We start from the raw sequence: 26,396 nt of genomic DNA, 5'->3' as shown, positions 1-26,396 counted from the left end.
GCGCCCCTTCGGCCGGTGTACCGCCACGCGCCGGAACCGCGGTGTCGGGTCCCCCGCCCGGGGTGCTCAGCGTGCCGAGTCCGCCTCCGTGGCCACCGTCTTCGCCCAGCGGTAGTCCGCCTTCCCGCTCGGGGAGCGCTGGATGGCGTCCGTGAGCACCAGCTGGCGGGGGATCTTGTACCCCGCCAGCCGGGTGCGGCAGTGCCGCTGGATCTCCTCCAGCGTCGGCTCCGGCGCACCCTCGCGCACCTGCACCACCGCCGCCACGTGGCTGCCCCACGTCGGGTCCGCGACGCCCGCCACCAGGGCGTCGTACACGTCCGGATGCGACTTCAGCGCCTGCTCGACCTCCTCCGGGTAGACCTTCTCGCCGCCCGTGTTGATGCACTGCGAACCGCGCCCCAGCACGGTGACGATGCCCTGCTCGTCCACGGTCGCCATGTCGCCGAGCAGTACCCAGCGCTCCGCGCCCTTCCGGAAGAAGGTCTCCGCGGTCTTCGCCGGGTCGTTGTAGTACCCGAGCGGTACGTGCCCGCGCTGGGCGAGCCGGCCGGGCACGCCGACCCCCACCGGCTCGTGCGTCACCGGGTCCACCACCTGGGTGCGGTCGTTGACCTGGAGGCGGAAGCCCTTCTCCGGACCGGAGTCGTCCGTGGCCCGGCCGTTGGAACCGGACTCGGAGGAACCGAAGTTGTTCAGGAGCACCACGTTCGGCACGAGCCGCCGGAACTCCGCGCTCACCGTCTCCGACATGATCGCCCCGGACGAGGAGACGCTGAACAGCGAGGACAGGTCGGTCCCCGCGAGCGGGCCGTTCAGGGCGTCGATCAGTGGCCGCAGCATCGCGTCGCCCACCAGCGAGACGCTCGACACCTTCTCCTTCTCGATCGTGCGCAACACCTCCTCCGGCACGTACTTGCGGTGGATGACCACCCGCTGGCCGTAGTTGAAGGCGATGAACGAGGTCAGGGTCGAGGTGCCGTGCATCAGCGGGGGAGCCGGGAAGAAGGTCAGGCCCGCCCCCCGCGCCGCGACCCGCTCGGCCAGTTCCTCGGGCCGCTTCACCGGCTCGCCCGAGGGCTCGCCGCCGAACAGGCCGGCGAAGAACAGGTCCTCGGCCCGCCACATGACGCCCTTGGGCATGCCGGTCGTGCCGCCCGTGTAGATGATGAACAGGTCGTCGGGGCTGCGCTCGGGGAAGCCGCGCTCCGCGGAGCCCGCGGCCTCGGCAGCCTCGTACGCCACCGGCGCGAGCGCCGGCTCCGGGGCGCCCTCGGGCGCCGGCCCGACCCGGATCAGGTGGCGCAGCCGCGGCGTCTGCGGCAGCGCGGCGGCCACCCGCTCCGTGAACTCGCCCTCGAAGACGAGGGCCGCGAGATCGGCGTCGTTGTAGAGGTAGACCAGCTCCTCCTCCACGTAGCGATAGTTGACGTTCACCGGAACGAGGCGGGCCTTCAGGCAGGCCAGGACGGTCTGGAGGTATTCGACGCCGTTGTAGAGGTGCAGTCCCAGGTGGTCGCCGGGCCCCAGTCCGCTGTCGAGCAGGTGGTGGGCGAGGCGGTTGGCCGCCGCGTCCAGTTCCGCGTACGTCAGGCGGCGTTCGGCGCCGGTTCCGGGGTGGTCCACGTACACCAGGGCCTCGCGGTCCGGGACCACGTCCACGACCGACTCGAACAGGTCGGCAAGGTTGTACTCCACCGTTCCTCCTGACCCGAAAGATCCCATGGCTGGGCTGCTCGGCGGTCATTAGAGCCGCGCCCGGCCCAACTGGGAAGGGTGCCGGCCAAAGAATCTGACTGAGTGTCAGAAAACTATTGAACTGCACCCTCCCCTCCTGCAACCTGTTCTAGGTCTTGAGACGGGAGGACGGCAATGGGTGGGACGGAACACCTGACCGTGGACCGCCACGGCGCCACGCTGGTGCTCACCATGAACAGGCCGGAGGCGAAGAACGCGCTCTCGCTTCCGCTGCTCGTGGGGCTCTACGACGGCTGGCTGGAGGCCGACGAGGACGACACGGTCCGGTCGGTGGTCCTGACGGGCGCGGGCGGGGACTTCTGCGCCGGGATGGACCTCAAGGCGCTGGCCGGGAAGGGCATGGAGGGCGAGCGGTACCGCGACCGGCTCAAGGCCGACCCCGACCTCCACTGGAAGGCGATGCTCCGTCACCACCGCCCGCGCAAACCGGTGATCGCGGCGGTGGAGGGGTACTGCGTGGCGGGCGGTACCGAGATCCTCCAGGGCACCGACATCCGGATCGCGGGGGAGGGGGCCACCTTCGGGCTGTTCGAGGTCAGGAGGGGGCTGTTCCCCATCGGGGGCTCCACGGTGCGGCTGCCGCGCCAGATCCCGCGCACGCACGCGCTGGAGATGCTGCTGACGGGACGGCCGTACGCGGCCGAGGAAGCGGCGCGGATCGGGCTGGTCGGCCGGGTCGTACCCGACGGTACGGCCCTCGACGCCGCGCTGGAGACCGCGGAGCGGATCAACGCGTGCGGACCGCTGGCCGTCGAGGCGGTGAAGGCGTCCGTCTACGAGACCGCCGGGCTGACGGAGACGGAGGGGCTCGCCGCGGAACTGGCGCGAGGATGGCCGGTCTTCGACACCGCCGACGCGAAGGAGGGGGCACGGGCGTTCGCGGAGAAGCGGACGCCGGTGTACCGGCGGGCCTGAGCGGGCCGCGCGCAGCCGGGGAGGCGGCCCCGCGGGGCGGTCCCCCGCCCGCCCTTCCCCCTTCCCCGGAACCGGAACCGGAACCGGAACCGGCCCCGGACCCCCGGACCCCGTTGCGCGACGCCCGCCCGTACTTCCCCCGGCCGGCCACCCGGTCGGCGGAGCCGTTCCTCGCGAGAATCGGAGATCCACCATGACCGCCGCGTCCCCACCACAGGTGCTCCGCGCGCCCCTCGTCGTCGAGTTCCCCTTCACCCGTTCCCTCGGCCCCGTGCAGAGCGCCTTCCTCACCGGCCTGCGCGAGCGCGTCGTGCTCGGTGTCCGGACCGGCGACGGGCGGGTGATGGTGCCGCCCGTCGAGTACGACCCCGTCACCGCCGAGGAGATCCGCGAGCTCGTCGAGGTCGCCCCCGCCGGCACCGTCACCACCTGGGCCTGGAACGGCGACCCCCGCCCCCAGCAGCCCCTCGCGACCCCCTTCGCCTGGGTGCTGGTCCGGCTCGACGGCGCCGACACCGCGATCCTGCACGCCCTCGACGCCCCCGGCCCCGACGCCGTCCGCACCGGCATGCGGGTACGGATCCGCTGGGCCGCCGACCGCACCGGCGCCATCACCGACATCGCCTGCTTCGAGCCGGAGGCACGGGGAGCGCGGGAGCCGGACGCCCGCCCGGCCGCCCCCCACGACGGGGCCTTCGCCGACCCGGTCACCGGCATCGTCGCCGAGGCCCGCCTGGACTACACCTACAGCCCCGGCCGCGCCCAGAGCGCCTACATCAACGCCCTCGCCGAGCGGCGGACCGTCGGCGAGCGCTGCCCGTCCTGCCACAAGGTGTACGTCCCCCCGCGCGGCGCCTGCCCCACCTGCGGGGTCGCCACCACGGACCGGGTCGAGGTCGGCCCCGCCGGCACCGTCACCACGTACTGCGTCGTCAACATCAAGGCCCGGAACGCCATGAGCGACGGCATCGAAGTCCCCTACGTCTACGCCCACATCGCCCTCGACGGCGCCGACCTCGCCCTGCACGGCCGGATCGGCGGCATCCCGTACGACCAGGTCCGCATGGGCCTGCGCGTCGAACCCGTGTGGACCGACGGCGGACGCTACCCCGACCACTACCGGCCCACCGGCGAGCCGGACGCGGACTACGACGCGTACAAGGAGCTCATCTGATGCCCAGGACGAGCAGGTACGCGCGCGACGTGGCCGTCGTCGCCTTCGCGCAGAGCGACCACCTGCGCCGCACCGACGAACTCAGCGAAGTCGAGATGGTCATGCCGGTCCTGCACGAGGTGCTGGCCGCCACCGGGCTGAAGGCCGGGGAGATCGGCTTCACCTGCTCCGGCTCCAGCGACTACCTCGCCGGCCGCGCCTTCTCCTTCACCATGACCCTCGACGGGGTCGGCGCCTGGCCGCCGATCTCCGAGTCGCACGTCGAGATGGACGGCGCCTGGGCGCTGTACGAGGCCTGGGTCAAGATCCAGACCGGCGAGGCCGACACCGCGCTCGTCTACTCCTACGGGAAGTCCTCCCCGGGATCGGTCCGCGACGTCCTCACCCGGCAGCTCGACCCGTACTACCTCGCTCCCCTCTGGCCCGACTCGGTGGCCCTCGCCGCCCTCCAGGCCCGGGCGCTGATCGACGCGGGCGAGACCGACGAGGCCGCGCTCGCCGGCGTGGCCGCCCGCAGCAGGGCCGCGGCCGAGGGCAACCCCCACGCCCAGCTGCGCGGGGCCGTCCCGCAGGGCGAGTACCAGGTGGCACCGCTGCGCACCGGGGACTGTCCGCCGATCGGTGACGGCGCGGCCGCGGTCGTCCTCGCGGCCGGGGACACGGCCCGCCGGCTGTGCGAACGGCCCGCCTGGATCACCGGCATCGACCACCGCATCGAAGCCCACGGCCTGGGGCTGCGGGACCTGACCGACTCCCCGTCCACCCGGCTCGCCGCCGAGCGCGCCGGGCTCTTCGAGGCGCCCGTGGACACGGCGGAACTGCACGCGCCGTTCTCCTCCCAGGAGGTCGTGCTCCGCAAGGCGCTCGGCCTCGGGCCCGGCGACGGCGACGGGGTGGCCGTCAACCCCTCCGGCGGGGCCCTCGCGGCCAATCCCGTCATGGCGGCGGGCCTGATCCGCATCGGCGAGGCCGCCGCCCGCATCCACCGCGGCGCGTCCGACCGGGCCGTCGCCCACGCCACCTCAGGCCCCTGCCTCCAGCAGAACCTGGTCGCCGTCCTGGAAGGGGATCGGGCATGAGCACGTCCGGCAAGGAGCCCGTGGCCGTCGTCGGGGTCGGCCAGACCAAGCACGTCGCCGCCCGGCACGACGTCTCCCTCGCCGGCCTCGTCCGCGAGGCCGCCGCCCGCGCCCTCGCCGACGCCGAGCTGACCTGGGCGGACGTCGACGCCGTCGTCATCGGCAAGGCCCCCGACTTCTTCGAGGGCGTGATGATGCCGGAGCTGTACCTGGCGGACGCCCTCGGCGCGGTCGGCAAGCCGATGCTCCGCGTCCACACGGCGGGATCCGTCGGCGGGTCCACCGCACTGGTCGCGGCCAACCTCGTCGCGGCCCGCGTCCACCGGACCGTACTGACCCTCGCCTTCGAGAAGCAGTCGGAGTCCAACGCCATGTGGGGGCTCTCCCTGCCCATCCCCTTCCAGCAGCCGCTGCTCGCCGGAGCGGGAGGCTTCTTCGCACCGCACGTGCGCGCGTACATGCGGCGCACCGGCGCCCCCGACGCGGTGGGCTCGATGGTGGCGTACAAGGACCGGCGCAACGCCCTGAAGAACCCGTACGCGCACCTGCACGAGCACGACATCACCCTGGAGAAGGTCCAGGCGTCCCCGATGCTGTGGGACCCGATCCGCTACTCCGAGACCTGCCCCTCCTCGGACGGGGCCTGCGCGATGGTCCTCACCGACCGGGCCGGAGCGGCCCGCTCGCCCAAGCCGCCCGCCTGGGTGCACGGCGGGGCGATGCGCAGCGAGCCGACCCTGTTCGCGGGCAAGGACTTCGTCTCCCCGCAGGCCGGCAAGGACTGCGCCGCCGACGTCTACCGGCAGGCCGGGATCACCGACCCGCGCCGGGAGATCGACGCGGTCGAGATGTACGTCCCCTTCTCCTGGTACGAGCCCATGTGGCTGGAGAACCTGGGCTTCGCGCAGGAGGGCGAGGGCTGGAAGATGACGGAGGCCGGCGTCACCGAACTCGACGGGGACCTCCCCGTGAACCCCTCCGGCGGAGTGCTGTCCACCAACCCGATCGGCGCCTCCGGCATGATCCGCTTCGCGGAGGCCGCCCTCCAGGTACGGGGGCTCGCCGGGGAGCACCAGGTCCCCGGAGCCCGCCGGGCCCTCGGGCACGCCTACGGCGGCGGCGCGCAGTTCTTCGCGATGTGGCTGGTCGGGGCCGAACTCCCGGCGTCCTGAGGGTTGCCGAGGGGAGGGCGGCCGCGCCGGGCCGGTCGCCATCGGGGCCCGGCGGGGCCTGTGCGGGGGCCGCCGCGATGGCTACCCTGGGCCCCCGGACGACGTACCGGGAGGAGCACGCGCGTGGCGAACGGCAACACGGTGTGGGGAAAGCCCGAGCTCGATCTCAGCGGGGCGGACTGGCGGTCGGGCAGCCGGGGGGTGGGCGACGTCCAGATCGCCTTCGTGGAGGGGTTCATCGCGATGCGCAGCGGCGAGCGCCCCGACGGCCCCTCCCTGGTCTTCGCGCCGGACGGATGGCGCAAGTTCGTCCTGGGCGCACGGGGCGGGAAGTTCGGCCTGACCTGACGGGACGCTCCGCCCGGCGCGCGGCCGGCGTACCGCGCGCCGGGCGGAGTCGTCGGACCGCTCCCGTCGCACCGGCCGGGCGCGGACTCAGCTGCGACGTGATCGCCGGACACCACCACGAGCACCTGTTCGTGGCCGCCGGCCGGGCCGCCGGAGCCGTCTCCGTACCGGAGGAACCGGCCGCACGTTCGACGGAATAGGCAAATCGGTAAAACAAATCGATCTTTCCCGGCCGTAGGACCTCCGCCGCGCGCGTGCGGGCGTACGCTGAGGCCCCGAACCGGCCAGGGGGGTTCCAGCCATGACGGACCGTCACGCCCGCACGCGGCACACGCTCTTCGAACGCGAAACGGAACTCGTCGCCCTCGACGCGGCCCTCGACCGGCTCACCGGATCGGGACCCGACGCAGGCGGCGGACTGCTCGCCCTCTCCGGCCCCGCCGGACTCGGCAAGACCACCCTCCTCGCCGAAGTGCGCCGCAGCGCACTCGCCCGCTCCTGCACCCTCCTCGCCGCCCGCGGCGGCGAACAGGAACAGAGCCAGCCCTTCCACGTCGCCCGCCAGCTCATCCAGCCCCGGCTGGCCGGCCGCTCCGAAGCCTCCCTGCGCGCCGCCCTCGGCGGCTGGTACCCGATCGTCGGCCCCGCCCTCGGCCTCTGTGCCCCCGGGCAGGGGGCCCCGCCCGACCCCCAGGGCCTGCGCGACGGGCTCGACTGGGTGCTCACCCAGCTCACCGTCCAGCGCGCCCCCGTCGTACTCGTCCTCGACGACGCCCACTGGGGCGACCCCGAGTCCCTCGGCTGGCTCGCCGCCTTCGCCCCGCGCGCCGAACACCTCGCGCTGCTCCTCGTCGTCGCCTACCGCCCCGACGAACTGCCCGCCCACGCCGAGGCCTTCCGCGGCCTGCCCGGCCGGGCGGGCCGCCGCCCGCTGAGCCTCGCCCCGCTCAGCGCGGCCGCCGTCTCCACGCTGGTCCGCGAAACGGTCGGGGAACACGCCGAGGAGGTTTTCTGCCGCGAGGCCTGGGCCGTCACCACCGGAAACCCCTTCGAGGCCGTGGAACTCACCGCCCGGGTCCGGGCCAAGGGCCTCGAACCCACCTCGGCCAGCGCCCCCCTGCTGCGCGACCTCGCCGCCGCCCAGCGCGGCAGCGGGCTCATCGCCCGCCTGCACGGCCTCGGGCCCTCCACCGTCCGCTTCGCCTGGGCCTGCGCCGTCCTCGGCACCGCCATCCCGCAGCGGATCGCCGCACGCGTCGCCGGCCTCGGAGCCGAGGAGGCCGCCGACGCCACCACCCGGCTGCGCGACGCCCGCATCCTGTCCGCGCCCGCCGAGGACGGCGACCCCGAGGGCTGCCCCCCGCTGGAGTTCGTCCACCCGCTGCTCGCCACCGGCATCTACCGGGGCATCCCCGACGCCCTGCGCGTCGCCCTCCACGGAAAGGCCGCGGCCGCCGTCGTCGACGCCGGACTCGGCCCCTCCGCCGCCGCCCGCCACCTCCTGGAGACCCAGCCCGAGAACGACCCCTGGGTCGTGCGCACCCTGCGCGAGGCCGCCGCCGAGAACCTGCGCGCCGGCGCCCCCGAAGCCGCCCGCCGCCAGCTCGACCGCGCCCTCCAGGAACCCCCGGACTTCGACGAACGCGCGGCCGTGCTCTACGAACTCGGCTGCGCCTCCCTCCTCACCGAACCCGCCAACACCGTCAACCACCTGCGGGCCGCCCTCGCCGAACCCTTCGACGACCCGGCCCTGCGCCAGGGCATCGTGATCCGGCTCGCCCAGGTCCTCGCCCACAGCGACCACCTCTCCGAGGCCTCCGACCTCCTCGCCCGCGAGATCCCCCACACCACGGACGCCCGCGCCCGGCTGCGCCTGCAGTCCGAGCAGTTCATGTGGGACGCCTTCGACGCCGCCGAAGCCGACTCCCCGGCCCGCTCGCGCCGGCTCGCCAAACTGGCCGACCGCCTCGGCGGCCGCGACCTCACCGAGCGGTACGTCATCGGACTGCGCGCCTGGGACGCCTGCCTGCGCGGCGAGAGCGTCGAGACGGTCCTGCACCACGCGCGCCGGGTCCTCGGGGAACCCTTCAGCTGGGCCTACGCCGACCGCGGCTTCGAGGTCCCGGTACTGACCGCGATGGTCCACATGTACGCCGACCGGCCGGGCCGCGCCGAGCAGCTCTTCGCCGCCGGCACCGCCGAGTTCGAACGGCAGGGCTGGCGCGGGGCCCACCTCTCCTTCGCCCACGGGCTGCGCGCCTACATCCGCTACCGGCGCGGACAGCTCGCCGCGGCCGAGGAACTGGCCCGCGCCGGCCTGCGCCTCGCCGAACGCGTGGGCCGCCGTACACCGGTGCACTGGTACGCCATCGCCATCCTCCTGACCACCCTGGTGGCACGGGGCCGGGTGGACGAGGCCTGGGAACTGGCGCGCGAGCACGGGTACGGCGAGCCCTTCCCCGCCGCCGTCGTCTTCCCCGACTCGCAGACCGTCCACGCCGAACTGCTGCTGGCCCGGGGCGAGACGAAGGCGGCGGTCGCCGCACTCGAAGAGGTCGGCCGCCGGCTGACCCCGCGCGGCATCCAGAACCCGGCCTGGTGCCCCTGGCAGCTCCACCTGGCCCGCGCGGTGGCCCCCGAGGACCCCGCCGCGGCCCGCGCCCTCGCCGCCGAGGCCCTCGGCCGTGCCCGTGCCTTCGGCGCCCCCTCCGCCATCGGCCAGGCCCTGCGCGTCCGCGCGGAGGTGGCGGACGCCCCGGGGGAGCGGGCGGCCCTCCTGGAGGAGGCGGTCGCCCTGCTGTCGCGCTCGCCCGCCGGATACGAACTCGCCCGCGCCCTGGCGGCCCTGGGCACCGAGCGCGGGGACCGGGAACTGCTCACCCGGGCGCTGATCACCAGTCGCGAGTGCGGCGCCGACGCCCTCGCGGCGAGCACCGCCGAACGGCTGGTCGCCCTCGGCGGCGCCCTGCCCTGCGGTTCCTCCTGGGAGGACGAGCCGACCCCGGAGGAACTGCGCGCAGCCGAGGACGCCGTCCGGGGCGCGCCGACGCCGGGCCCCGAACTGTCCGCCGTCTGCCGCAAGCTCGGCACCGACCTGAACGGCCTGCCCGACGCACTCGCGGCGTTCGCCCGCGGCGGACACTGAGCCCGTGGCGTTCACCCGTGGCGCAAGCCGGGGCCGCGGGACCCGCCGCCGGGCACAGTGGCCCGTATGGATCACTCCACCCGAATCGGGATCTTCCTGACCGAAGCGGCCGCCTTCGACCGGGCGTTGCGGCGCGCGGCCGGCCCGGGCGGCCGGCCGCCCCTGGTGCCCGCCTGCCCCGGCTGGTCGGTCGCCGACCTCGCCGGACACCTCGGCAGCGTCCAGCGGTTCCTCACCCACATCCTGCGCGAGCGGCTCACCACCGCGTCCGATCCCACCGACCCGTCCCTCTACGGGCTCCCCGCCGACCCGGCGGTCCGCGCCGCCTGGCCGCTGCCCGACCGGACCCCGACCCTGGGCCCGGTGCCCGGGGAACTGTTCGACTGGTCGGCGGAGGCCGCCCGCGGCCTGGCGGAGGTACTGGGCGGGCTCGGCCCCGACGTCCCGGTATGGAGCTGGTCGGCGGAGCGGACCAGCGGCTTCTGGCTGCGGATGCAGACCATCGAACAGGCCGTCCACCGCTGGGACGCCGAGGACGTCACCGGGGAACCCGCCCCCTTCGACCCCGACCTGGCGGCCGACGCCGTGAGCCAGACCTTCGAGGTGATGGCCCCCGCCCGGCGCGGCTGGAAGCCGGCCCCCGCCGGGGACGGGGAGCGCTACCGCTTCCGCCGCACCGACGGCCCCGAGACCTGGACGGTGGAGTTCCGGGGCGACGAGGTCCGCCTGGAGCCCGGCGACGACGGCCCCGCGCACGTCGAGCTCGCCGCCACCGCCTCCGACCTGCTGCTCCACCTCTGGCAGCGCAGGCCCGCCCGGGAACCGCGCGTCACCGGGGATCCCGCCCTGCTCCCGCACTGGTTCACGCTCGTCCCGCCGGTCTGACGCGAACGCGCCTCACCCGCGCGGACGCGGCCCACCCGCGCGAACGCGCCTCACCCGCGGGGGACGCGCCCCCGCGGCACCGTTCACCCGCGCAGTGCCGCGACCGCCGCAAGCTCGGCCTCCGCCAGCGGCGGCCCGGTCAGCTGCGCCCGGCGCGGGCCCAGCGCGGCGGCCAGCAGCACCGGCGGGGTGAACAGCCGGGCCGCGGGCCGCTCCAGGGTCATCACGTCGGTGACGGCGCGCGCCACCCGCCCGTTGCCGGTACTCGTGTGCAGCAGCCGCCGCACGTAGGCGGCGGCCACCTTCTCAGCCCGCGTCGGACCCCCCTCGATGGCACCCGGGTAGAAGACGTCGTTGCCGGTGGACAGCGCCCACGCGGCGCTCACCGGCCCGGCGACGGCCTTCTGCACGCGGGCGCCGAGCCCGTCGGCGGACCAGCCGTGCCGGGCGATCACGGCCCGCAGGGCGAGGGCGCTCTGCGCGGCCACCGACATGCCGTGCCCGTACACCGGGTTGTAGGCGGCGACGGCGTCCCCGATGACGGCGAACCCCTCCGGCAGCGCGGACTTCTCGTAGTGGTGCCTGCGGTTGACGGTCGTCCGCGTGACGACCACGTCGGTCAGCGGCTCCGTCCCGCCGATCAGCTCGCCGACGACCGGGTGGCGCAGCTCCCGCGCGAAGTCCTCGAACGCCTCCGGATCCGCGGTGGGTTCGCCGCCCCGCGTCCCCGACAGGGTGACGAGCCAGCGGTCCCCCTCGATCGGCACCAGGGTCGCCGAGCGGCCCGGACCGGGCTCGCGCGGATCGGCCTGCACGTTCACGATGACCGGGAAGGCGTTCGCGAGGTCCTCGGGGGCACGGAAGATCCGGCTGGCGTAGACGAGACCGGGGTCGACCGTCCGCACCGCGGGCTCCGCCATGCCGAACCCGGTCAGCCAGGCGGGGGCGCGCGAGGACCGGCCGGAGGCGTCGACCACCAGGTCCGCCGCGACGACCCGCTCCGCGCCGCTCCGTTCGCGCACCCGGACCCCCGTGACCCGGCGGGCGTCACCCTCCAGGCCCAGCACCTCCGTACGGTCGACGACCCTGACCCGTGCCAGGGCCCCCACGGCCCGGCGGACGTGCCAGTCCAGGAGGTCGCGGCTGGCCACGACCACGTAGTGGGAGGCCTCGGCCCAGCGGCGGAACCAGCCGGCCGGGGAGAGGCCCACCATGTTGGTCGGCAGCGCTATCCGGTGGGCGCCGTCGTCCATGAGCCGGCCGATGGTGCCCGGCAGCAGGCTGTCGATCGCCGCCGCCCCGCCGGACCACAGCAGGTGGGCGTGATGGGCCTGCGGCAGCGCCCGGCGCGGCAGGGGACCATCGGGCAGCGCGTCCCGTTCCACGACGACCACGTCGGCGGACTCCGCGAGCGCGGCGGCCGTCAGCATCCCGGCGAGGCTGCCGCCGATGACCACAGCGGTGCGCGGACCCGCTGACGACGGTGCGGTGCTGCTCATGAACCCACGCTCTCTGGATGGTCTGCCGGCCCGGACCGGGCGCGGAAGGAGGTGACGGCCGGGGACCGGCGCAGGGCCTTGGACACCGCGACCAGGTCCGGGGCCTGGGCCTGGCCCGCCGCGGCCGCCTCCTCGGCTTCGGCACCGCCGCTCATGCGGCGCAGCGCCGCGACCACGGCGACCGCGTCGGCGGTGGCCGCGGCCTGGGCCGGGGCCTCCCTGCGGGCCAGTGCCTCGGCGAGGGCCCGCTCCCGGACCTCGGGTTCCATGTACGGCTGGAGGCGCAGCAGTCCGTCGCTGATCTGGGTCCTGCGCTGGACGAGGCGCCGGCTGATGGGGGAGCGCCGGGGCAGCCTCAGCGAACCGGTGTCGAGCGGCTCCAGTTCCTTCACGAACGGCACCAGGCAGCGGAAGTGGTAGTAGTCGGTCCCTATCCGCTGCAGGGCCTCGCCCGCGTGGGGCAGGATGAAGCCCACCGCGATGAACAGCGCGCACACGGCGGCGATGGGCGGGGCGACGTAGGTGCTGAGCCAGTCCAGGTCGTTGCCGCTCCAGCGGGCGAACACCGCGATCAGCTTCACCGTGTCGTAGCAGAGGTTCAGGATGAAGCCGATGACGAGGAGCACCAGGCCCGCGCGCAGCCAGCCCGAGACCTGGCGCAGCCAGGACCAGGTGACCACCGAGGTGATCGCGCAGGCGATGGTGTGGGCGCCCAGGTAGAGCAGGATGTGCTCGCGCATCCAGGGGGTGTTGGCGTAGTACGTGTCCAGATCGCGCAGACGCTCCACCGGTACGTCGGCGAACGCGAAGGTGATCCACAGACCGGCGACGACGGCCGAGTAGACGATGCCGATCGTCCAGCTGGTGCGCCGCACGCGCCGCGGATCGCCGCCCCGCCAGTGGATGATCATCACCAGGCAGGAGGCGCAGAACAGCGTGAGCAGCGTGTACAGGATGGGCGCCGCGATGTTCGGGACGCCCGTCCCGCGGTTCATCGCCCCCAGCGTCTTGGGACGGCCGCAGTAGAAGACGGCGGAGGCCAGCAGCAGCAGGCCGCCCACGGAACGCACGTTGGGATCGATGCGCCAGAACCTCATCATCACGGGCAGCCGGATCGCGAACGCCAGGGTGAGGATCGCGGCCGGGATGAGGTAGGGGATGTAGTACTTGTCGGAGTTCACCGTCAACCGATCGGTCCGCGGTAGCCGAGCGCGTTGCCGATGCGCCCGGCGACGTCGTTCCTGCGCACCGCGCCGGGGGCGTCGCCGCCCACCAGCCAGGGCCGGCACCGGTCGCCGAGCATCAGGCCGAAGCTCTCCGCCTCGATCTCCTGGACGTCCTCGTAGTGGGAGCGCGCCGCGACGCTGGCGTACGTCAGGTCCGAGGCGTCCGGCAGGGAGCGGGCGGCGGCGGCCGCCCCGCGTCCGTGCTCGGTGCAGTGCCCGGCCTTCATGTGCCACAGCTCGTGTCCGAGGATGACCAGCTGGTGGTCGGGGGTCGTGTACTTCTCCACCACGACGATGTCGTACTCCTCCATGTTCAGCCACAGTCCCGAGGTGGTCAGTTCGGTGGGGAAGCGCTCGAAGCGCAGCACGATCGGGCGGCCGCCCCGGCTGCGGCTCATGGCGTCGCAGAGGGCGCGGAAGAGCGTCTGGGGCTCGACCGGCGCCTCCAGGTCGAGCGACGAGGTGAGCGCGGTGCAGAGCTTGCGCATGGAGCGAGAGACGTTCACCGGACCTCCTCGGCGGACAGCATCGAGGTGATCATGCCAAGGAGCAGTGTCTCCTGTGTACGGCTGAGTGTTCTGCCCCGGGTGGATATGGAGACCAGACCGTAGTGGTCCGTGAGTTCGGCCAGCAGATCGCCCGGTCCGTTGTCGAGGGACCGCACCGCGGGCTGGAGGGCCCTGTCCAGGGCCTGGGCCGGGGTGTCCGTCAGGAAGGCGGGTTCGTGGCCGAAGAAGGCCGCGAACTCCTCGCAGTGCCGCTGTTGCGGCAGGGGCCCGCCCGACACCAGGCGGTCGACCCGCTCCGGGGGCGCGCCGATGGCCGCCGCGATGTCCGCGACGGAGTAGGGGCGGCCGTTGGTGTCCCGGGAGGTGGCGTACAGGAAGGCCGCGCGCCGGTGGACCGTTTCCCCGGCCTCCTCGGGCGTGGGATCCGCGAATTCCTCGCCCCGCAGCAGCGCGGCCGTCACCTCGGCGGGTACGCCGGTGCGTGCCGCGAGGGCCTCCGCGTCCAGGATCTCGTCGAGGTCCAGTTGCCTCTCCTTGGCGAGCGCCCGTATGCGGGCGAGCGTCGTGGCGAGGGACAGGACAGACTCCGCCATCTGTCTGTGCTCCCATACGTCCGAAGGGCAGATCCGTCTGCACTCGTGGAGGGACGCCCCGTCCCCCCGGTCACAAGATCCTCAGCGCCGGACTGGTCGTCGTCGTGTCGTCGCACGGAGGACGGCCGGACCGGTGGTGGGGATGGACAGCAAGATACAGCCAGTGAGCGGGACTGTGGCGGGAAAGGGAGCGTGCTTCGCGGTCCGACGCGGCGACCCGCCTCCCGTCCGTCCGGACGGTAAGGAGTACAGCGGTCGGACGGTCCATACGCGCAGGTCCGGGATCTCCGGGCGGGCGGGGGCGGCGGCCGGGAGGCCCGTCGCGGAACCGCCGCAGGCCCGCCGTGTGCCCTTCGTGGGGCCTTCGCCCGGACGCGGGCCCCCGGGGCCGGAAAAGCGCCGCGGCCACGTACCATGGCGGCATGTCCTTCCTCCGCCGCCACCGTGCCGCCACTCCCGCCGGCCCGGACTTCGACGTCCTGGCCATGGACCCGGGGGACTGGCCGGGCAACCTCGGGGCCGGGCTGCTGCCCGCTCCCGACGGCAGCTGCCAGGGCGTCTTCCTGCGCTACGACCTGTTCGGCGGCCGCGGCCCCGCGATGATCATCGGCAACCTCCCCGAGGGATCCCCGGCCCGGGACCTCGCCGAGGGCCAGGTCCCCTTCGAGGTGGCCCAGCTCCTCGCCGCTCTGGAGAACGACGAGGAAGTCGAGGTCACCGGCTCCGAGGACTGCCCCGTCATGCAGGGTGACAACCTCCTCATCGTCCGGAAGGTCAAGCTCTCCGAGAGCCGGATCTCCTGCGTCCAGTTCGACCGCAGCGACAACGTCCTCGTGACCATCGCCAGCTGGGACCGCCCCATCACCGACGACCTCTACGCGCTGCTCAAGCCGCTGCCCGCGGAGCTCTTCCAGCAGGGCTGAACGGTCCCCTCCGTGACGGGGCGGGCCCTCCCGGGCCGGCCCCGCCGGTGCCTGCGGCTCCGCCGCTCCGGTCAGGCGTCCGCGATGTCGTTCGCCGCCACGTAGCCGAAGGTCATCGCCGGCCCGATCGTCGATCCGGCCCCCGCGTAGCTGTGGCCCATCACCGCCGCGCTCGCGTTGCCCGCCGCCCACAGGCCCCGGATCACGGAGCCGTCCGGCCGCAGGGCGCGGGCGCGGGCGTCCGTGACGATCCCGCCCTTCGTGCCCAGGTCCCCCGGCACGATCTTGAAGGCGTAGAACGGCGGTACCCAGACCGGGGCCAGACACGAGTTCGGCTGCACGGCCGGATCCGTGTAGTAGTGGTCGTACGCCGTGTCGCCCCGGTGCTGGTCGGGGTCGGTGCCGTTCCACGCCTGGGCGTTGAAGCGGTTCAGCGTCGCCCGCAGCGCGGCCGCCGGCACCCCGATCTGGCCCGCCAGGGCGTCCCAGGTCCAGGCCTTCTTCGCCGCGCCCGCCTCGTACCAGGAGTCGGGGAAGGGGAGCGTCGGCAGGATGTCCTTGAACAGGTACCGGTTGCGGTAGTTCTGGTCCACGATCAGCCACGCCGGTATGTGGGAACCCGCCCCCGCCCGGTCCTTCTCGTACATCACGTGCACCACGTCACTGTACGGAGCGGCCTCGTTCACGAAGCGCGCCCCCGCCCGGTTCACGATCAGACCGCCCGGCAGGGTCCGCTCCGCCAGGCAGAAGTAGGGCTCCCCGGGCAGCGGGATCGACGGCCCCCACCAGGCGTCCTCCATCAAGGCCAGCGCGGCGCCCGCCCGTTGCCCGGCCCGGATCCCGTCGCCCGTGTTCTCCTTCGCGCCCACCGACCACTCGGTGCCGATCGGCTGCTGCTGGTACTGCGCCCGCATCTGCGCGTTGTGCTCGAAGCCGCCGGAGCCGACGATCACCCCCTTGCGCGCCCGTACGACGCCCCGTACGCCCTCCTTCTCCACCACGACGCCGGTCACGGCACCGTCCGGCCCCTCCTGCACCAGGTCGACCAGCGGGCTGTTCAGCCACACCGGCACCCCCGCCCGCAGCAGTCCGGCCCGCAGCCCGGCCGCCAGGGCCTGCCCCATGGTCAGCGGCTTCTCCCCGAGCAGCGCGGCCTTGGTGCCGCGCGCCAGGCACTCCGTGGACACCGCGAGCCCCTTCGCGCTGACCGCGGCGAGGTTCAGCCACTTGTAGTCCTGGCTGAAGACCACCATCCCGGCGGGCACCGGCATGTACGCCGGGTTGAGGTGCGCCAGCTCCGCCCCCAGGACGTTCCCGTCGATCTGGTCCGGCTCGACGGACCGGCCGCCCGGCAGCCCGCCCGGCAGGTTCGGGTAGTAGTCGCTGTAGCCGTCCATGAAGCGGAACCTCAGCGGGCTGTTCGCCATCACGAAGTCCAGCATCCGGGGCCCGTTCGCCAGGAACGCCGCCTGGCGGTCGGCCGGTACGTCGGGGCCGACGACGGCCGAGAGGTACGTCGCCGCCTTCTGAGGGGTGTCCGGGACCCCGGCGCCCAGGATCACCGAGTTGTTGGGCAGCCAGATCCCGGCACCGGACCGGGCGGCCGACCCGCCGAAGGTGGGGGCCTTCTCCACCACCAGGACGCTCAGCCCGCGCCGGGCGGCGGTGAGCGCGGCGGTCATCCCGGAGGCCCCGGACCCGACCACGACGACGTCGTACTCGCCGAGCGGCGGCCCGTCGGCCGCCCGCGCGACGGCGGACGGGAGCACGGTGGCGGCGAGCACCCCGGCGCCGGTCCCGGCCAGGACGGTACGCCTGGAGGGGAGGGCGGCGGCGGGGGAGGTGCGTGAAGCGCTTGCGGACATGGGCGGGCTCCGGCGGGAGGGAGGGGAAGGGTGGCTCCAGCATGTCTGATGCTGAGTCAGAAACCTGTTCGGGGGATCATGGGATGTCAAGGCATCCGGCGCCGCCGCGTCCAGTACCCGACCGTGGCGACGCCGAGCAGCGGGCCCCACAGCACCAGCGGCGCGTAGCAGGCGTAGAACCACACGGCGGCGAAACCCCCCGCCCGGCCGGGGAAGTCGTCGGGCAGCGGCTCGCCCGTGACGGTGGTCCCGGCCACCTGGCTCCACGCGACGAAGCCCCACAGGACGGTCAGCGCGAGGGCGCCGAGGGCGGCGGGGATCCCGGCGGCCGCCACCGGTATCCGCCGCCCGCCCAGGACCGGCAGCCGGCGCGGGACCCGCTCGCCCCACGCGGCGACCAGCCCGACCGCGGTGAAGGCCAGCAGCTCGGTGAAGACCGTCAGGGCGACCAGGTACACCCGCATCGGGATCCACCCGGGCAGGTTGTCCCGGGCCCCCTCGGGATCGTCGGCGAAGAGCAGGCCGAGCCGCCAGATCCCGGACGGCAGCACGGTGAACGGGACCGCGTACGCGGCGGCCCGGGCCCACCGCGCGGCCCCGGGCACCGGGGAGTGTGCGGTCCTCCAGGCGGCGCGCAGGCGCCCGCCCGACGGCGGGGCGTCGATCATCTGTACGGGCACGGTGTCCTCCGGGGTGGCCGGCGTCCGGCGTCTTCAGGGGTGCCCTCCGAAGATCGCAGCCGCCCCCGGGCCCGTGGATCCCCCGCCGGAGCGATCCGCCTCGCCCGCGCGGGGGAAGGCGGATCCGCCGCGCGGCGTACGCACACGAGCGGAGCGTGGGCGTACGCACACGAGCGAAGTCCCGTGGCGGTGGGAGCCACGGGACTTCGCGTCATGGGGGCGGGATCAGCGCGTGCCGACCGCGGCCCTGACCGCTCTGCGCGCCATCCCGGCGTCGTCGTGCAGGCGGCGCAGCAGCAGGCGCTGCTCCTCCCCGGAGGACAGGGCCCCCGCGGGCAGCGGCTGCGTCGGTGCGGCGGCCGTCATCGACCGCTGCACCGCCGTCTCGGTCATCCGGATCTCCCGGGTCAGCACCAGCATCAGGTTGACCAGGAAGGCGTCCCGGAAGGCGGGACCGGCCGACTGGGCGAGCCGGCTGATCTGGCCGCGCGCCGCCGGGGCGTCGCCCAGCACCGCCCACAGCGTGGCCAGGTCGTAGCCGGGCAGGTACCAGCCCGCGTGCTCCCAGTCCAGGAGCACCGGACCCGCCGGGGAGAGCAGCAGGTTCGACAGCAGCGCGTCACCGTGGTTGAACTGCCAGGGGATCCCCGCCGGCCGCAGGCCGTGCAGCAGCTTCTGCAGGTCGCCGAAGTCCCGGTCGGGCAGCAGCCCGAGCTGGTGGTCCCGGCTGATCCGCCGCGCGTAGTCCACCGGGTGTCCGAACAGGTCGGTCGGCGGCCGCCACTGGTTCACCCGGCACACCGCTCCGAGGGCGGCCCGCAGGTCCGTCCGGGGCGGGGCCTCCACCGGGTGCCGCTGGAGCGCCGCGACCCGGCCCGCCATGCGCTCCACGATCAGTACGCAGTTCTCCGGATCGGCGGCGATCAGCCGGGGCACGCGTACCGGCGGACGGTGCCGGACGAAGGTCCGGTACGCAGCTATTTCGTGCCGGTACCGCTCGCGCCACTCGGGCGAATGGTCCAGTAAGACCTTCGCGACGGCGGTCATCCGCCCGGTCGTTCCCACCAGCAGGACCGACCGGCCGCTCCGCCGCAGGACCTGTACCGGAGCGAACTCCGGACAGATCCGCTGCACCGAGGCGAGCGCGGTGCGCAACTGTGCTCCCTGCGGCCCCGACAGGTCGATTCTTCCGCTGAGCGGCTGCGATCCGGTACCCGGCATCCGCCGCGCCCGTACGGCGCCGGCGCCCTGCGCCGGGGCCGGCGCGCGGCCGGGTTCGAGGTACGGGCCGCCCCCCGCCTGGAGGGTGCGGTGCGGACGGACCGGGGCGGACACGGAGGACGTTGCTGCGTACATGGCGTTTACGGTTCCCTTCGTGCGCCGACGAGTTGCGTACGCCGCCCCGCCGGATCCCGTACTTCACCCTGGGGAGTTCCGCCGGTGAACCGGGTCGGGGAGGCGCATTCCTACCTGACACCCGGCGGTCCCTGGCGAACCACTGGGCGTGCCCTGGCGAACCCTGGCGAATAGTCCACGGGGATCTGACAGGGGGTTACTGTCAACTCAGCCGAGAACCTGGGGGCTTGACGTGAGCAAGGGTCCAAACACCCGTCTGAACGACCTGTTCGGCCTGGCCGGCTGGTCCAAGGGCGAACTGGCGAGGATGGTCAACCGGCAGGCGGCGGCCATGGGTCACCACCAACTGGCCACCGACACCTCGCGGGTGCGGCGCTGGATCGACATGGGGGAGACCCCGCGCGAACCGGTGCCCACGGTACTGGCAGCACTGTTCACCGAGCGGCTCGGTCGTGTCGTGACCATCGAGGACCTCGGGTTCGTACGGCAGAGGCGCACCACCAAACGGCAGCCGGACGGGGCGAAGGACAACCCCGACGGAGTGCCCTGGGCGCCCGAACGCACAGCCGCGGTCCTCACCGAATTCACGGGAATGGACCTCATGCTCAACCGTCGCGGCCTGATGGGCGCGGGAGCCGCGCTCACCGCCGGCTCAGCCCTCAGCAACGCCATGTACGACTGGCTCCACTCCGACCCCGCCGCGGCCAAGAACGCGCAGCGCTTCGGCGACGCGCACCAGGCCGACCCGGCGGGCTACGACCGCTACGAGGCCGCCCCCATCGGCTCCCAGGAGATCGAGGCCCTGGAGCGCTCGGTGGAGGTCTTCCGCGCCTGGGACGCCTCCCGGGGCGGCGGCCTGCAGCGCAAGGCCGTCGTGGGCCAGCTGAACGAGGTGGGCGGCATGCTCGCCTACCACCACCCCGACCACCTCCAGCGCAGGCTGTGGGGGGTGGCGGCCAACCTCGCGGTGCTGGCGGGCTGGATGTCGCACGACGTCGGCCTCGAACCCACCGCGCAGAAGTACTTCGTCATCGCCGCGCACGCGGCCCGCGAGGGCGGCGACCGCCCGCGCGCCGGAGAGGCGCTCTCGCGGGCGGCCCGGCAGATGGTCCACCTCGGCAAGCCGAACGAGGCCCTGGACCTGATGAAGCTGGCCCAGTCGGGCTCCGGCGAGCAGACCCTCCCGCGCACCCGCGCCATGCTGCACACCATCGAGGCCTGGGCACAGGCCGCCATGGGCAAGGGCCAGGCCATGCGCCGCACCCTGGGCGAGGCCGAGGAACTCTTCGTGTCCGACAAGGGCGACGTACCGCCGCCCTCGTGGATGCAGCACTTCGACGAGGCGGACCTGCACGGGATGCAGGCCCTGGCGTACCGGACGCTCGCCGACCACGACGCCACGGCGGCGCCGGTGGCGGCGCGCCACGCGCGGGAGGCACTGCGGCTGCGCGGCGACGGCTACCAGCGCTCCCAGACCTTCGACTACATCTCCATGGCCTCGGCCTGCTTCATCGCCGACGAACCGGAACAGGCCGACCGCTACGCCCGGCTGGCCCTGGTCTCCATGAGCGAGACCAGCTCGCACCGCACCTGGGACCGGCTGCGCGAGATGTACCGGCTGACCGGCCAGTACGCCGGCTACGCCCGTATCGAGGACCTGCGCGAGGAGATCAAGCTGGCCCTGCCGGACGCACCCGCGCCGAGGGTCGCCCGTGGGACGGAGGCGTAGAGGGGGAAGGGTGCCACGGAACGCATGCGGAAGGGAACGGACGCGGAACCGGAGGGGAACGACGAAGGGCCGCGCCCCGGGCGCGGCCACCAACCTGCGGTCGTCGCCGGGCTGCGGTCCGCCGGCCGACGCCCGCAGACCGGTACGCGGTGCCCTAGCCGCCGATCCGGGCGACCAGTACGCAGGCGTCGTCCTCCCGCTCGCCCTCGCCGAACTCCTCCGTCACCAGCCGTACGCAGTCCCGCGCCGAACGCGCCGCCGGGATCCGCGGCGCGAGTGCCAGGAGGCGTTCCGCGCAGTCCGACCGGCCGAACTCGATGCCGCGCGGCGCCAGTCCGTCCGTGTGCAGGACGAGCACGTCGCCCGGTTCGAGCAGCTCCTCGGCCTGCCCGTACGCGGCCCCCGCGGTCGCGCCCAGCAGCACGCCCTCCGGCGGCCGCAGCGCCCGGCCCCGGCCGCACCGGAACAGCAGCGGCGCGGGGTGACCGGCCTGGGCCCAGGTGAGCAACCGGCGGGCGGGGTCGTAGCTGCAGCAGACGGCCGAGCCCAGGGCGGGCTGTACGGAGGCCTCCAGCAGTCGGTTGAGCCAGCCCATCAGCGGGCCGGGCTCGATCCCGGCGATGGCCATCCCGCGCAGGGCGCCGAGCATCATGGCCATGCCGGACGTGGCGCTCACCCCGTGCCCGGTCAGGTCGCCGACCGTCAGCAGGGAGCGGCCGTCCGGCAGTTCGAGGGCGTCGTACCAGTCGCCGCCGATCAGCGAGCCGGTCGTGGAGGGCAGGTACCGCGCGGCCACGTCCACGGCGGCGGCGCTGTCGTGCGGGAACCGCAGGGAGCCGCGCCACGGGGGGAGCACGGCTTCCTGCAGTTCGACCGCCAGCCGGTGCTCGGTCCGCGCGATCTCCTGCCGGCGCTGGAGCGAGTCCTGTGACTCGCGTACCGCGCGCTGGCTCCGGCGCAGTTCACTCACGTCGCGGAGCACGGCCCACATCGTGGCCGTGCAGCCGTCGGAGTCGAGTACCGGCTCGCCCCTCATGTGCAGCGTCCGGACGCGGCCGTCGGCCCGGACGATGCGGAACTCGCCGTCGATCGGCTTCCCGTCGACCAGGCAGTCCGTGACCATCGCGGTCAGCAGGGGCTGGTCCTCGGAGAAGAGGGTGGAGCCCAGCTCGTCGAGGGGCAGCGGACCGGCCTCGGGAGAGCGGCCGAAGATCTGGAAGAGCTCCTCGGACCAGGTGACCTCGTCCGTCAGCAGGTTCCACTCGGCGCTGCCGATGCGGGTGTGCCGGTCCTCGGTGGTGGTCCCGGGCGCCACCGGGGGGAGTCCGGAGGGCTCCGGGGCGGGCGGCAGCCCTTCCCTGAGCCGGCCGAGGTGCTCGCCGAGGTCGTCGAGCTGGTGCACGGCCAGGTCGCAGAGCGCGCGCTGCCAGCGGCCCTGCGGGTCGTCCTCGTCCACGACGGTGTCGCGGCGCACCGCGTCCACGTCGCCCCGCAGCCGCCGGGTCCGGGAGATCAGGGCGTCCACCGGTCCCGGCTCGGGCGGCTGCGCGGGGCGGTCCGCGTACAGATGGGACGGCATGGGCACTCCGATGCAGGCGCGGCGATGAGAACGCGGCACGGCCAGGTCCTGAAGCAGGACCGGCTACGACTGTGGCACAGCCCGCGACGGGCTGTAAGGCGTTTGGCAACATCCGTACAGGCCTTGCTCCCGGCATATGCCGCAGGCCTTCCGGTCTCCCGGCGCGCGTACGAACGAATCCGGTCACCCGCTGCGGGCCCGGCCGGCCGGGAGGAGCTGGTCCGTCCCTCCGCCCGCCCGGCGCGGGGCCGCGCCGGGACGGCCGGAAAAGGGCGCTCCGCGCGCCATTCATCGAGCGTACGGGCGAAGTGTTCGCACCAGCGGGGCCCCCCGGGCGAGCCCGTGATCACTCCCTCCGGGGGATCCCCCGGAAGGGGGATCCGAGTCCCGTGAGGGCCGAACCCGGCGGGCTCGGCGCGCGGTCCGTGGCCACTGGGGTCACTCCGTCCCCGCGCTTCCCACCCCGTCCGGTGATCGCTACTCTACGTGTCGGTAATCAGCCGGTGGCGGTCCGAGCGGCGGGCCGGGGGCAGGGCGGGGACACGACCAGATGACCGAACAGACCAGGGTGACCGGATCCGCGTCCGCGTCCGCCGCCGACGGACCGGCGGCCGGCTCCGGGAGCAGCCGGCGGTCCTTCCTGACCTACCTCGTCGGGGCGCCGACCCTGGCACTGGTCACCCGGGCCGGGGCCGACGTGCTCGCCCCGCAGCCCGCGCACGCCGTGGTCCCGACCCTGCCCGCCATCGCCGACCTGGTCGACCTCGGTGACCTGTTCATCCTGGCCGGTGCCCCGACCTCCGCCCTGCTGGCGCTCGCGGTGGAGGCGGACGGCACGATCCGCTTCCGGCTGCCGCGCGAGGAGGTCGGCCAGGGCCTGACCACCGCCGTGGCCATGCTGGTCGCCGAGGAACTCGACGCGCCCCTGGGCTCGGTCCGGGTGGAGCTCGACGACGCACGCCCCGAGCTGCTGTTCAACCAGCTCACCGGCTCCTCGAACTCGATCCGGTCCCTGTACGGCCCGGTCCGCCAGTGCGCCGCCACCGCCCGCGCCCGCCTCGTCGCGGCGGCGGCCGTCCGCTGGAACCTCCCCGCCTCCCGCCTGACCACCGCGAACGGCGTCGTCCGGGCCCCCGACGGCCGCGCCGCCGACTACGGCGGCCTCTCCGCGGAGGCGGCGGCGCCGGGCCTGATCGTCCTCGGCGCCACCCCGAAACCCGCCGCGCGGCACGCCCTCGTCGGCACCCCCACCCGCCGCATCGACGCCCGGGCCATGGTCACCGGTGCCCAGAAGTACACCCTCGACCTCGACGTGCCCGGTGCCAAGCCCTGCGTGGTGCGCCGTCCGCCCACCCTCGGCGGCGCCGTGCGGAGCGTGTCCAACCTCGACGCCGTCCGGGCCATGCCCGGGGTCCTGCACGTGGTCACCGTCCCGACCGGGGTCGCCGTCGTCGCCGAGACCTTCGGACAGGCGCTGGACGCGAAGGCCGCCCTCCAGGTGCTCTGGGGCCCCGGCCCCGCCGACCGGCTCTCGGACGCGCAGATCCGTGCCAAGCTCCGGGCCGCCGTTCCTCCGCTGCTGGTGCCGCCGCTGCTCACCCCGTACGTGGACGCCGAGTTCGACTTCGCCTTCGTCAGCCACGCCCCGATGGAGACCAACTCCGCCGTCGCCGACGTGCGGGACGACCGTGCCGAGATCTGGTCCGGGCTCAAGTCCCCGATCGTGGCGCGCGAGACCATCGCCGCCGACCTCGGGCTGCCGCTGGACAAGGTGAAGGTGCACGTGGTCCAGGCCGGCGGCTCCTTCGGGCGGCGGCTGTTCTTCGACGCGGCCCTGGAGGCCGCCCGGATCTCCAAGGCCTGCCGCCGCCCGGTGAAGCTGATGTGGACCCGCGTCGACGACACCCGGCACGGCCGGATGCGCCCCGCGACCCACCACCGGATCCGCGCCACCCACCTGCTGGGCGAGGTGCTCAGCTTCGAGCACCGGGTCGCCGCCGCGGAGACCGACTTCCGGCACGGGCTCGGCGAGATCATCACCGCCACCGCGGCGAGCCTGCCGTCGGGCATCGGCAACGCCACCCTGGCGCAGACCCTGTTCCTGACCACGGTGAAGTCCCCGTACCACTTCGGGCTCACCACCCAGGCGCTGAGCGAGGTGCCCACCGGCGTCCCCACCGGGTCCTGGCGCTCGGTCTACTCGGCCAACACCCGGGGCGCCGAGGAGATCGTGGTCGACGAGCTGGCCGCCGCCACGGGCAAGGACCCGTACCGCTTCCGCCGCACCTTCCTGAAGACCGACGCCCAGCGCGCGGTGCTGGACAAGGTGGCCACCGAGGGGGAGTGGGGGCGCGCGCTGCCCGCCGGCTGCGCTCAGGGCATCGCCTTCCACGAGGAGTACAAGTCCCGCACCGCCTGCCTGGTGGAGATCGACACCCGGGATCCGGAGCACCTGCGCGTCACCCGGGCGGTGATCGCGGTGGACGTGGGTCTGCCCGTCAACCCGAGCGGCCTGGAGGCACAGATGATCGGCGGCCTCACCGACGCGATCTCCACCACGCTGCGGGCCGGGCTGCACCTGGACAAGGGGCTGCCGCTGGAGGGAAGTTACAGCCAGTTCCACTGGGCGAAGCAGCGCGACACCCCGCTGGACGTACGGGTCTTCGTGCTCCCGGCGACCGGGACCGACCCGGGCGGTGCCGGTGAGCTCGGGGTGCCGGCCGCCGTCGGCGCCATCGCCAACGCCTGGGCCCGCGCCACCGGTTCCAAGCCGCGCAGCTTCCCCCTCGACTTCGACGTCGACTTCACCCCCTACCCGCGCTGACCGACTGGAGCACGCCGTGCCCTCGCACACCTTCACCGTCAACGGGCGGAGCGTCACCGTCGACGCACCCGACGACCTGCCCCTCCTGTGGGTGCTCCGCGACATGCTGGGCGTCACCGGCCCCAAGTACGGCTGCGGGGTGGACGTCTGCAAGGCCTGCACCAGCCACCTCGACGGCACGGACGTCCGCCCCTGCGTGGTGCCCGTCTCCGCCTGCGCGGGCAAGCGGGTCACCACCATCGAGGGCCTGGCGGACGGGGACGTGCTGCACCCCGTGCAGGAGGCCTGGCTGGAGCAGGACGTGGCCCAGTGCGGCTTCTGCCAGCCGGGCCAGATCATGGCCGCGGTGGCGCTGCTCCGGCGGACGAGCGAGCCGACGGACGAGGACATCGACGCCATCGCCAACATCTGCCGCTGCGGCACCTACTTCCGCATCCGCGAGGCCATCCGCAGCGCCGCCGCCCGGATGTGAGGCCGTGGGCGGGGGCCGGATCCCGACGGATCCGGCCCCCCCCGCGCCGCATGGGGGTCAGGCGAGCAGCTTCTGCTTGGCCTGCTGGAACTCGGCCTCGGTCAGATCGCCCTTGGTCCTCAGCTCGGAGAGCCTGGCCAGCTCGTCCGCCGTGCTCTTGCCGGAGCCGCCCGCGGTCTCGCGGATGTAGCTGTTGAACGCCTCCTGCTGTTCCTGCGCGTGCGAGATCTCGCGCTTGCCCATGTTCTTGCCGCGGGCGATCACGTAGACCAGGACGCCCAGGAACGGGATCAGGATCAGGAACAGCAGCCAGAGGGCCTTCAGCCAGCCGTTCATCTCGTGGTCGCGGAAGAGGTCCACGATGATGCGGAAGAGCAGGACCAGCCACAGGACCCAGAGGAAGATCCACATCACCGTCCAGAACGCGCCCAGCACGGGGTAGTCGTAGGCCAGATAGACGGATGCCTCCATGGCCGTCCTCCTTCGTTCGGGCGGCCGTCCGTTCGCGTGGCGCGCGGGCGGCCGACGTGATCACCATCGCAGCAGCCCCCCAAGATCGCCACTGGGCCGGACGGAGGCCCGACGCGGGCCCGGCGGGGGCCCGACGGCGGCCGGACGGACGGGTCGCTTCCCCGTAAACCGGGCACCGATGGACGATCATGCCG

Annotated in this window: 21 protein-coding genes; 11 read left to right on the top strand and 10 right to left on the bottom strand. The window is 73.9% G+C overall.

The genetic code is table 11. From position 1 onward, the window contains the following. Positions 1-66: 66 nt before the first annotated feature. On the bottom strand, positions 67-1,698 hold the full coding sequence (locus ACZ5D2_RS07595; protein ID WP_468927899.1) for an acyl-CoA synthetase: 1,632 nt from the start codon (positions 1,696-1,698) through the stop codon (positions 67-69). Positions 1,699-1,872: 174 nt separating this feature from the next. On the opposite strand from ACZ5D2_RS07595, the gene ACZ5D2_RS07590 reads away from it, so the two are divergent. The 7 genes from ACZ5D2_RS07590 to ACZ5D2_RS07560 all read left to right on the top strand — a co-directional run bounded on the left by ACZ5D2_RS07590 (position 1,873) and on the right by ACZ5D2_RS07560 (position 10,476). Next, complete coding sequence (locus ACZ5D2_RS07590; RefSeq protein WP_371680141.1) at positions 1,873-2,673, top strand: crotonase/enoyl-CoA hydratase family protein; 801 nt, start codon at positions 1,873-1,875, stop codon at positions 2,671-2,673. Between the two features lie 193 nt (positions 2,674-2,866). Further along, positions 2,867-3,847 (top strand): Zn-ribbon domain-containing OB-fold protein, encoded by a 981-nt coding sequence (locus ACZ5D2_RS07585; RefSeq protein ID WP_371680142.1) that lies wholly within the window; start codon positions 2,867-2,869, stop codon positions 3,845-3,847. Continuing rightward, positions 3,847-4,926, top strand: a complete 1,080-nt coding sequence (locus ACZ5D2_RS07580) for a thiolase domain-containing protein (RefSeq protein ID WP_371680143.1) — start codon at positions 3,847-3,849, stop codon at positions 4,924-4,926. The genes ACZ5D2_RS07585 and ACZ5D2_RS07580 overlap by 1 nt, the downstream gene beginning before the upstream one ends. Then, positions 4,923-6,098, top strand: coding sequence for a thiolase domain-containing protein (locus ACZ5D2_RS07575; protein ID WP_371680144.1), 1,176 nt, complete (start codon positions 4,923-4,925; stop codon positions 6,096-6,098). Before ACZ5D2_RS07580 ends, ACZ5D2_RS07575 begins: the two co-directional genes overlap by 4 nt. Positions 6,099-6,221: 123 nt before the next feature. Beyond that, positions 6,222-6,446 carry a DUF397 domain-containing protein gene (locus ACZ5D2_RS07570; protein WP_468927894.1) on the top strand — a complete coding sequence of 75 codons (225 nt, stop codon included), beginning with the start codon at positions 6,222-6,224 and terminating at the stop codon, positions 6,444-6,446. Positions 6,447-6,747: 301 nt separating this feature from the next. Beyond that, a complete protein-coding gene (locus tag ACZ5D2_RS07565) occupies positions 6,748-9,591 on the top strand; it encodes an ATP-binding protein (RefSeq protein WP_468927891.1) in 2,844 nt (947 codons plus the stop codon). A 66-nt stretch (positions 9,592-9,657) separates the two neighbouring features. Then, on the top strand, positions 9,658-10,476 hold the full coding sequence (locus ACZ5D2_RS07560) for a maleylpyruvate isomerase family mycothiol-dependent enzyme (protein WP_468927889.1): 819 nt from the start codon (positions 9,658-9,660) through the stop codon (positions 10,474-10,476). Between the two features lie 83 nt (positions 10,477-10,559). Here ACZ5D2_RS07560 and ACZ5D2_RS07555 read toward each other — a convergent pair whose 3' ends face one another. The 4 genes from ACZ5D2_RS07555 to ACZ5D2_RS07540 are packed head-to-tail and all read right to left on the bottom strand — an operon-like array spanning position 10,560 to position 14,303. Continuing rightward, positions 10,560-11,975 (bottom strand): NAD(P)/FAD-dependent oxidoreductase, encoded by a 1,416-nt coding sequence (locus ACZ5D2_RS07555; protein WP_371680148.1) that lies wholly within the window; start codon positions 11,973-11,975, stop codon positions 10,560-10,562. Further along, positions 11,972-13,156: an MAB_1171c family putative transporter gene (locus ACZ5D2_RS07550; RefSeq protein WP_371680150.1), complete on the bottom strand. Its 1,185-nt coding sequence runs from the start codon at positions 13,154-13,156 to the stop codon at positions 11,972-11,974. The genes ACZ5D2_RS07555 and ACZ5D2_RS07550 overlap by 4 nt, the downstream gene beginning before the upstream one ends. A gap of 2 nt (positions 13,157-13,158) precedes the next feature. Further along, positions 13,159-13,689 carry a toxin-antitoxin system, toxin component gene (locus ACZ5D2_RS07545; RefSeq protein ID WP_371681372.1) on the bottom strand — a complete coding sequence of 177 codons (531 nt, stop codon included), beginning with the start codon at positions 13,687-13,689 and terminating at the stop codon, positions 13,159-13,161. A gap of 14 nt (positions 13,690-13,703) precedes the next feature. Continuing rightward, positions 13,704-14,303: a hypothetical protein gene (locus tag ACZ5D2_RS07540; protein WP_371680151.1), complete on the bottom strand. Its 600-nt coding sequence runs from the start codon at positions 14,301-14,303 to the stop codon at positions 13,704-13,706. A 422-nt stretch (positions 14,304-14,725) separates the two neighbouring features. On the opposite strand from ACZ5D2_RS07540, the gene ACZ5D2_RS07535 reads away from it, so the two are divergent. Further along, complete coding sequence (locus tag ACZ5D2_RS07535) at positions 14,726-15,226, top strand: hypothetical protein (protein ID WP_266836831.1); 501 nt, start codon at positions 14,726-14,728, stop codon at positions 15,224-15,226. Between the two features lie 71 nt (positions 15,227-15,297). On the opposite strand, the gene kstD is transcribed toward ACZ5D2_RS07535, so the two are convergent. From kstD to ACZ5D2_RS07520, 3 genes are all read right to left on the bottom strand, one after another. Further along, complete coding sequence (gene kstD / locus ACZ5D2_RS07530; RefSeq protein WP_371680152.1) at positions 15,298-17,091, bottom strand: 3-oxosteroid 1-dehydrogenase; 1,794 nt, start codon at positions 17,089-17,091, stop codon at positions 15,298-15,300. An 86-nt stretch (positions 17,092-17,177) separates the two neighbouring features. Next, the gene (locus tag ACZ5D2_RS07525) at positions 17,178-17,771 is read right to left on the bottom strand and encodes a hypothetical protein (protein WP_468927882.1); all 594 of its coding nucleotides are present in this window, start codon (positions 17,769-17,771) and stop codon (positions 17,178-17,180) included. A gap of 225 nt (positions 17,772-17,996) precedes the next feature. Beyond that, positions 17,997-19,127, bottom strand: a complete 1,131-nt coding sequence (locus ACZ5D2_RS07520) for an aminoglycoside phosphotransferase family protein (protein ID WP_371680154.1) — start codon at positions 19,125-19,127, stop codon at positions 17,997-17,999. 232 nt (positions 19,128-19,359) lie between these two features. On the opposite strand from ACZ5D2_RS07520, the gene ACZ5D2_RS07515 reads away from it, so the two are divergent. Beyond that, positions 19,360-20,856: a DNA-binding protein NsdB gene (locus ACZ5D2_RS07515; RefSeq protein ID WP_371680155.1), complete on the top strand. Its 1,497-nt coding sequence runs from the start codon at positions 19,360-19,362 to the stop codon at positions 20,854-20,856. Between the two features lie 154 nt (positions 20,857-21,010). Here ACZ5D2_RS07515 and ACZ5D2_RS07510 read toward each other — a convergent pair whose 3' ends face one another. After that, complete coding sequence (locus ACZ5D2_RS07510) at positions 21,011-22,435, bottom strand: PP2C family protein-serine/threonine phosphatase (protein WP_371680156.1); 1,425 nt, start codon at positions 22,433-22,435, stop codon at positions 21,011-21,013. 550 nt (positions 22,436-22,985) lie between these two features. Here ACZ5D2_RS07510 and ACZ5D2_RS07505 point away from each other — a divergent pair. After that, positions 22,986-25,259: a xanthine dehydrogenase family protein molybdopterin-binding subunit gene (locus tag ACZ5D2_RS07505; RefSeq protein WP_371680157.1), complete on the top strand. Its 2,274-nt coding sequence runs from the start codon at positions 22,986-22,988 to the stop codon at positions 25,257-25,259. Between the two features lie 16 nt (positions 25,260-25,275). After that, positions 25,276-25,731 (top strand): (2Fe-2S)-binding protein, encoded by a 456-nt coding sequence (locus ACZ5D2_RS07500; RefSeq protein WP_030231481.1) that lies wholly within the window; start codon positions 25,276-25,278, stop codon positions 25,729-25,731. A gap of 57 nt (positions 25,732-25,788) precedes the next feature. Here ACZ5D2_RS07500 and ACZ5D2_RS07495 read toward each other — a convergent pair whose 3' ends face one another. Then, positions 25,789-26,202 (bottom strand): SHOCT domain-containing protein, encoded by a 414-nt coding sequence (locus ACZ5D2_RS07495; protein ID WP_371680158.1) that lies wholly within the window; start codon positions 26,200-26,202, stop codon positions 25,789-25,791. Positions 26,203-26,396: the final 194 nt, after the last annotated feature.

Source organism: Streptomyces sp. NPDC031479 (genome assembly GCF_055581065.1).
The sequence above is the reverse complement of the archived record's forward strand: the minus strand, read 5'-3'. Positions and strand labels throughout refer to the sequence as shown.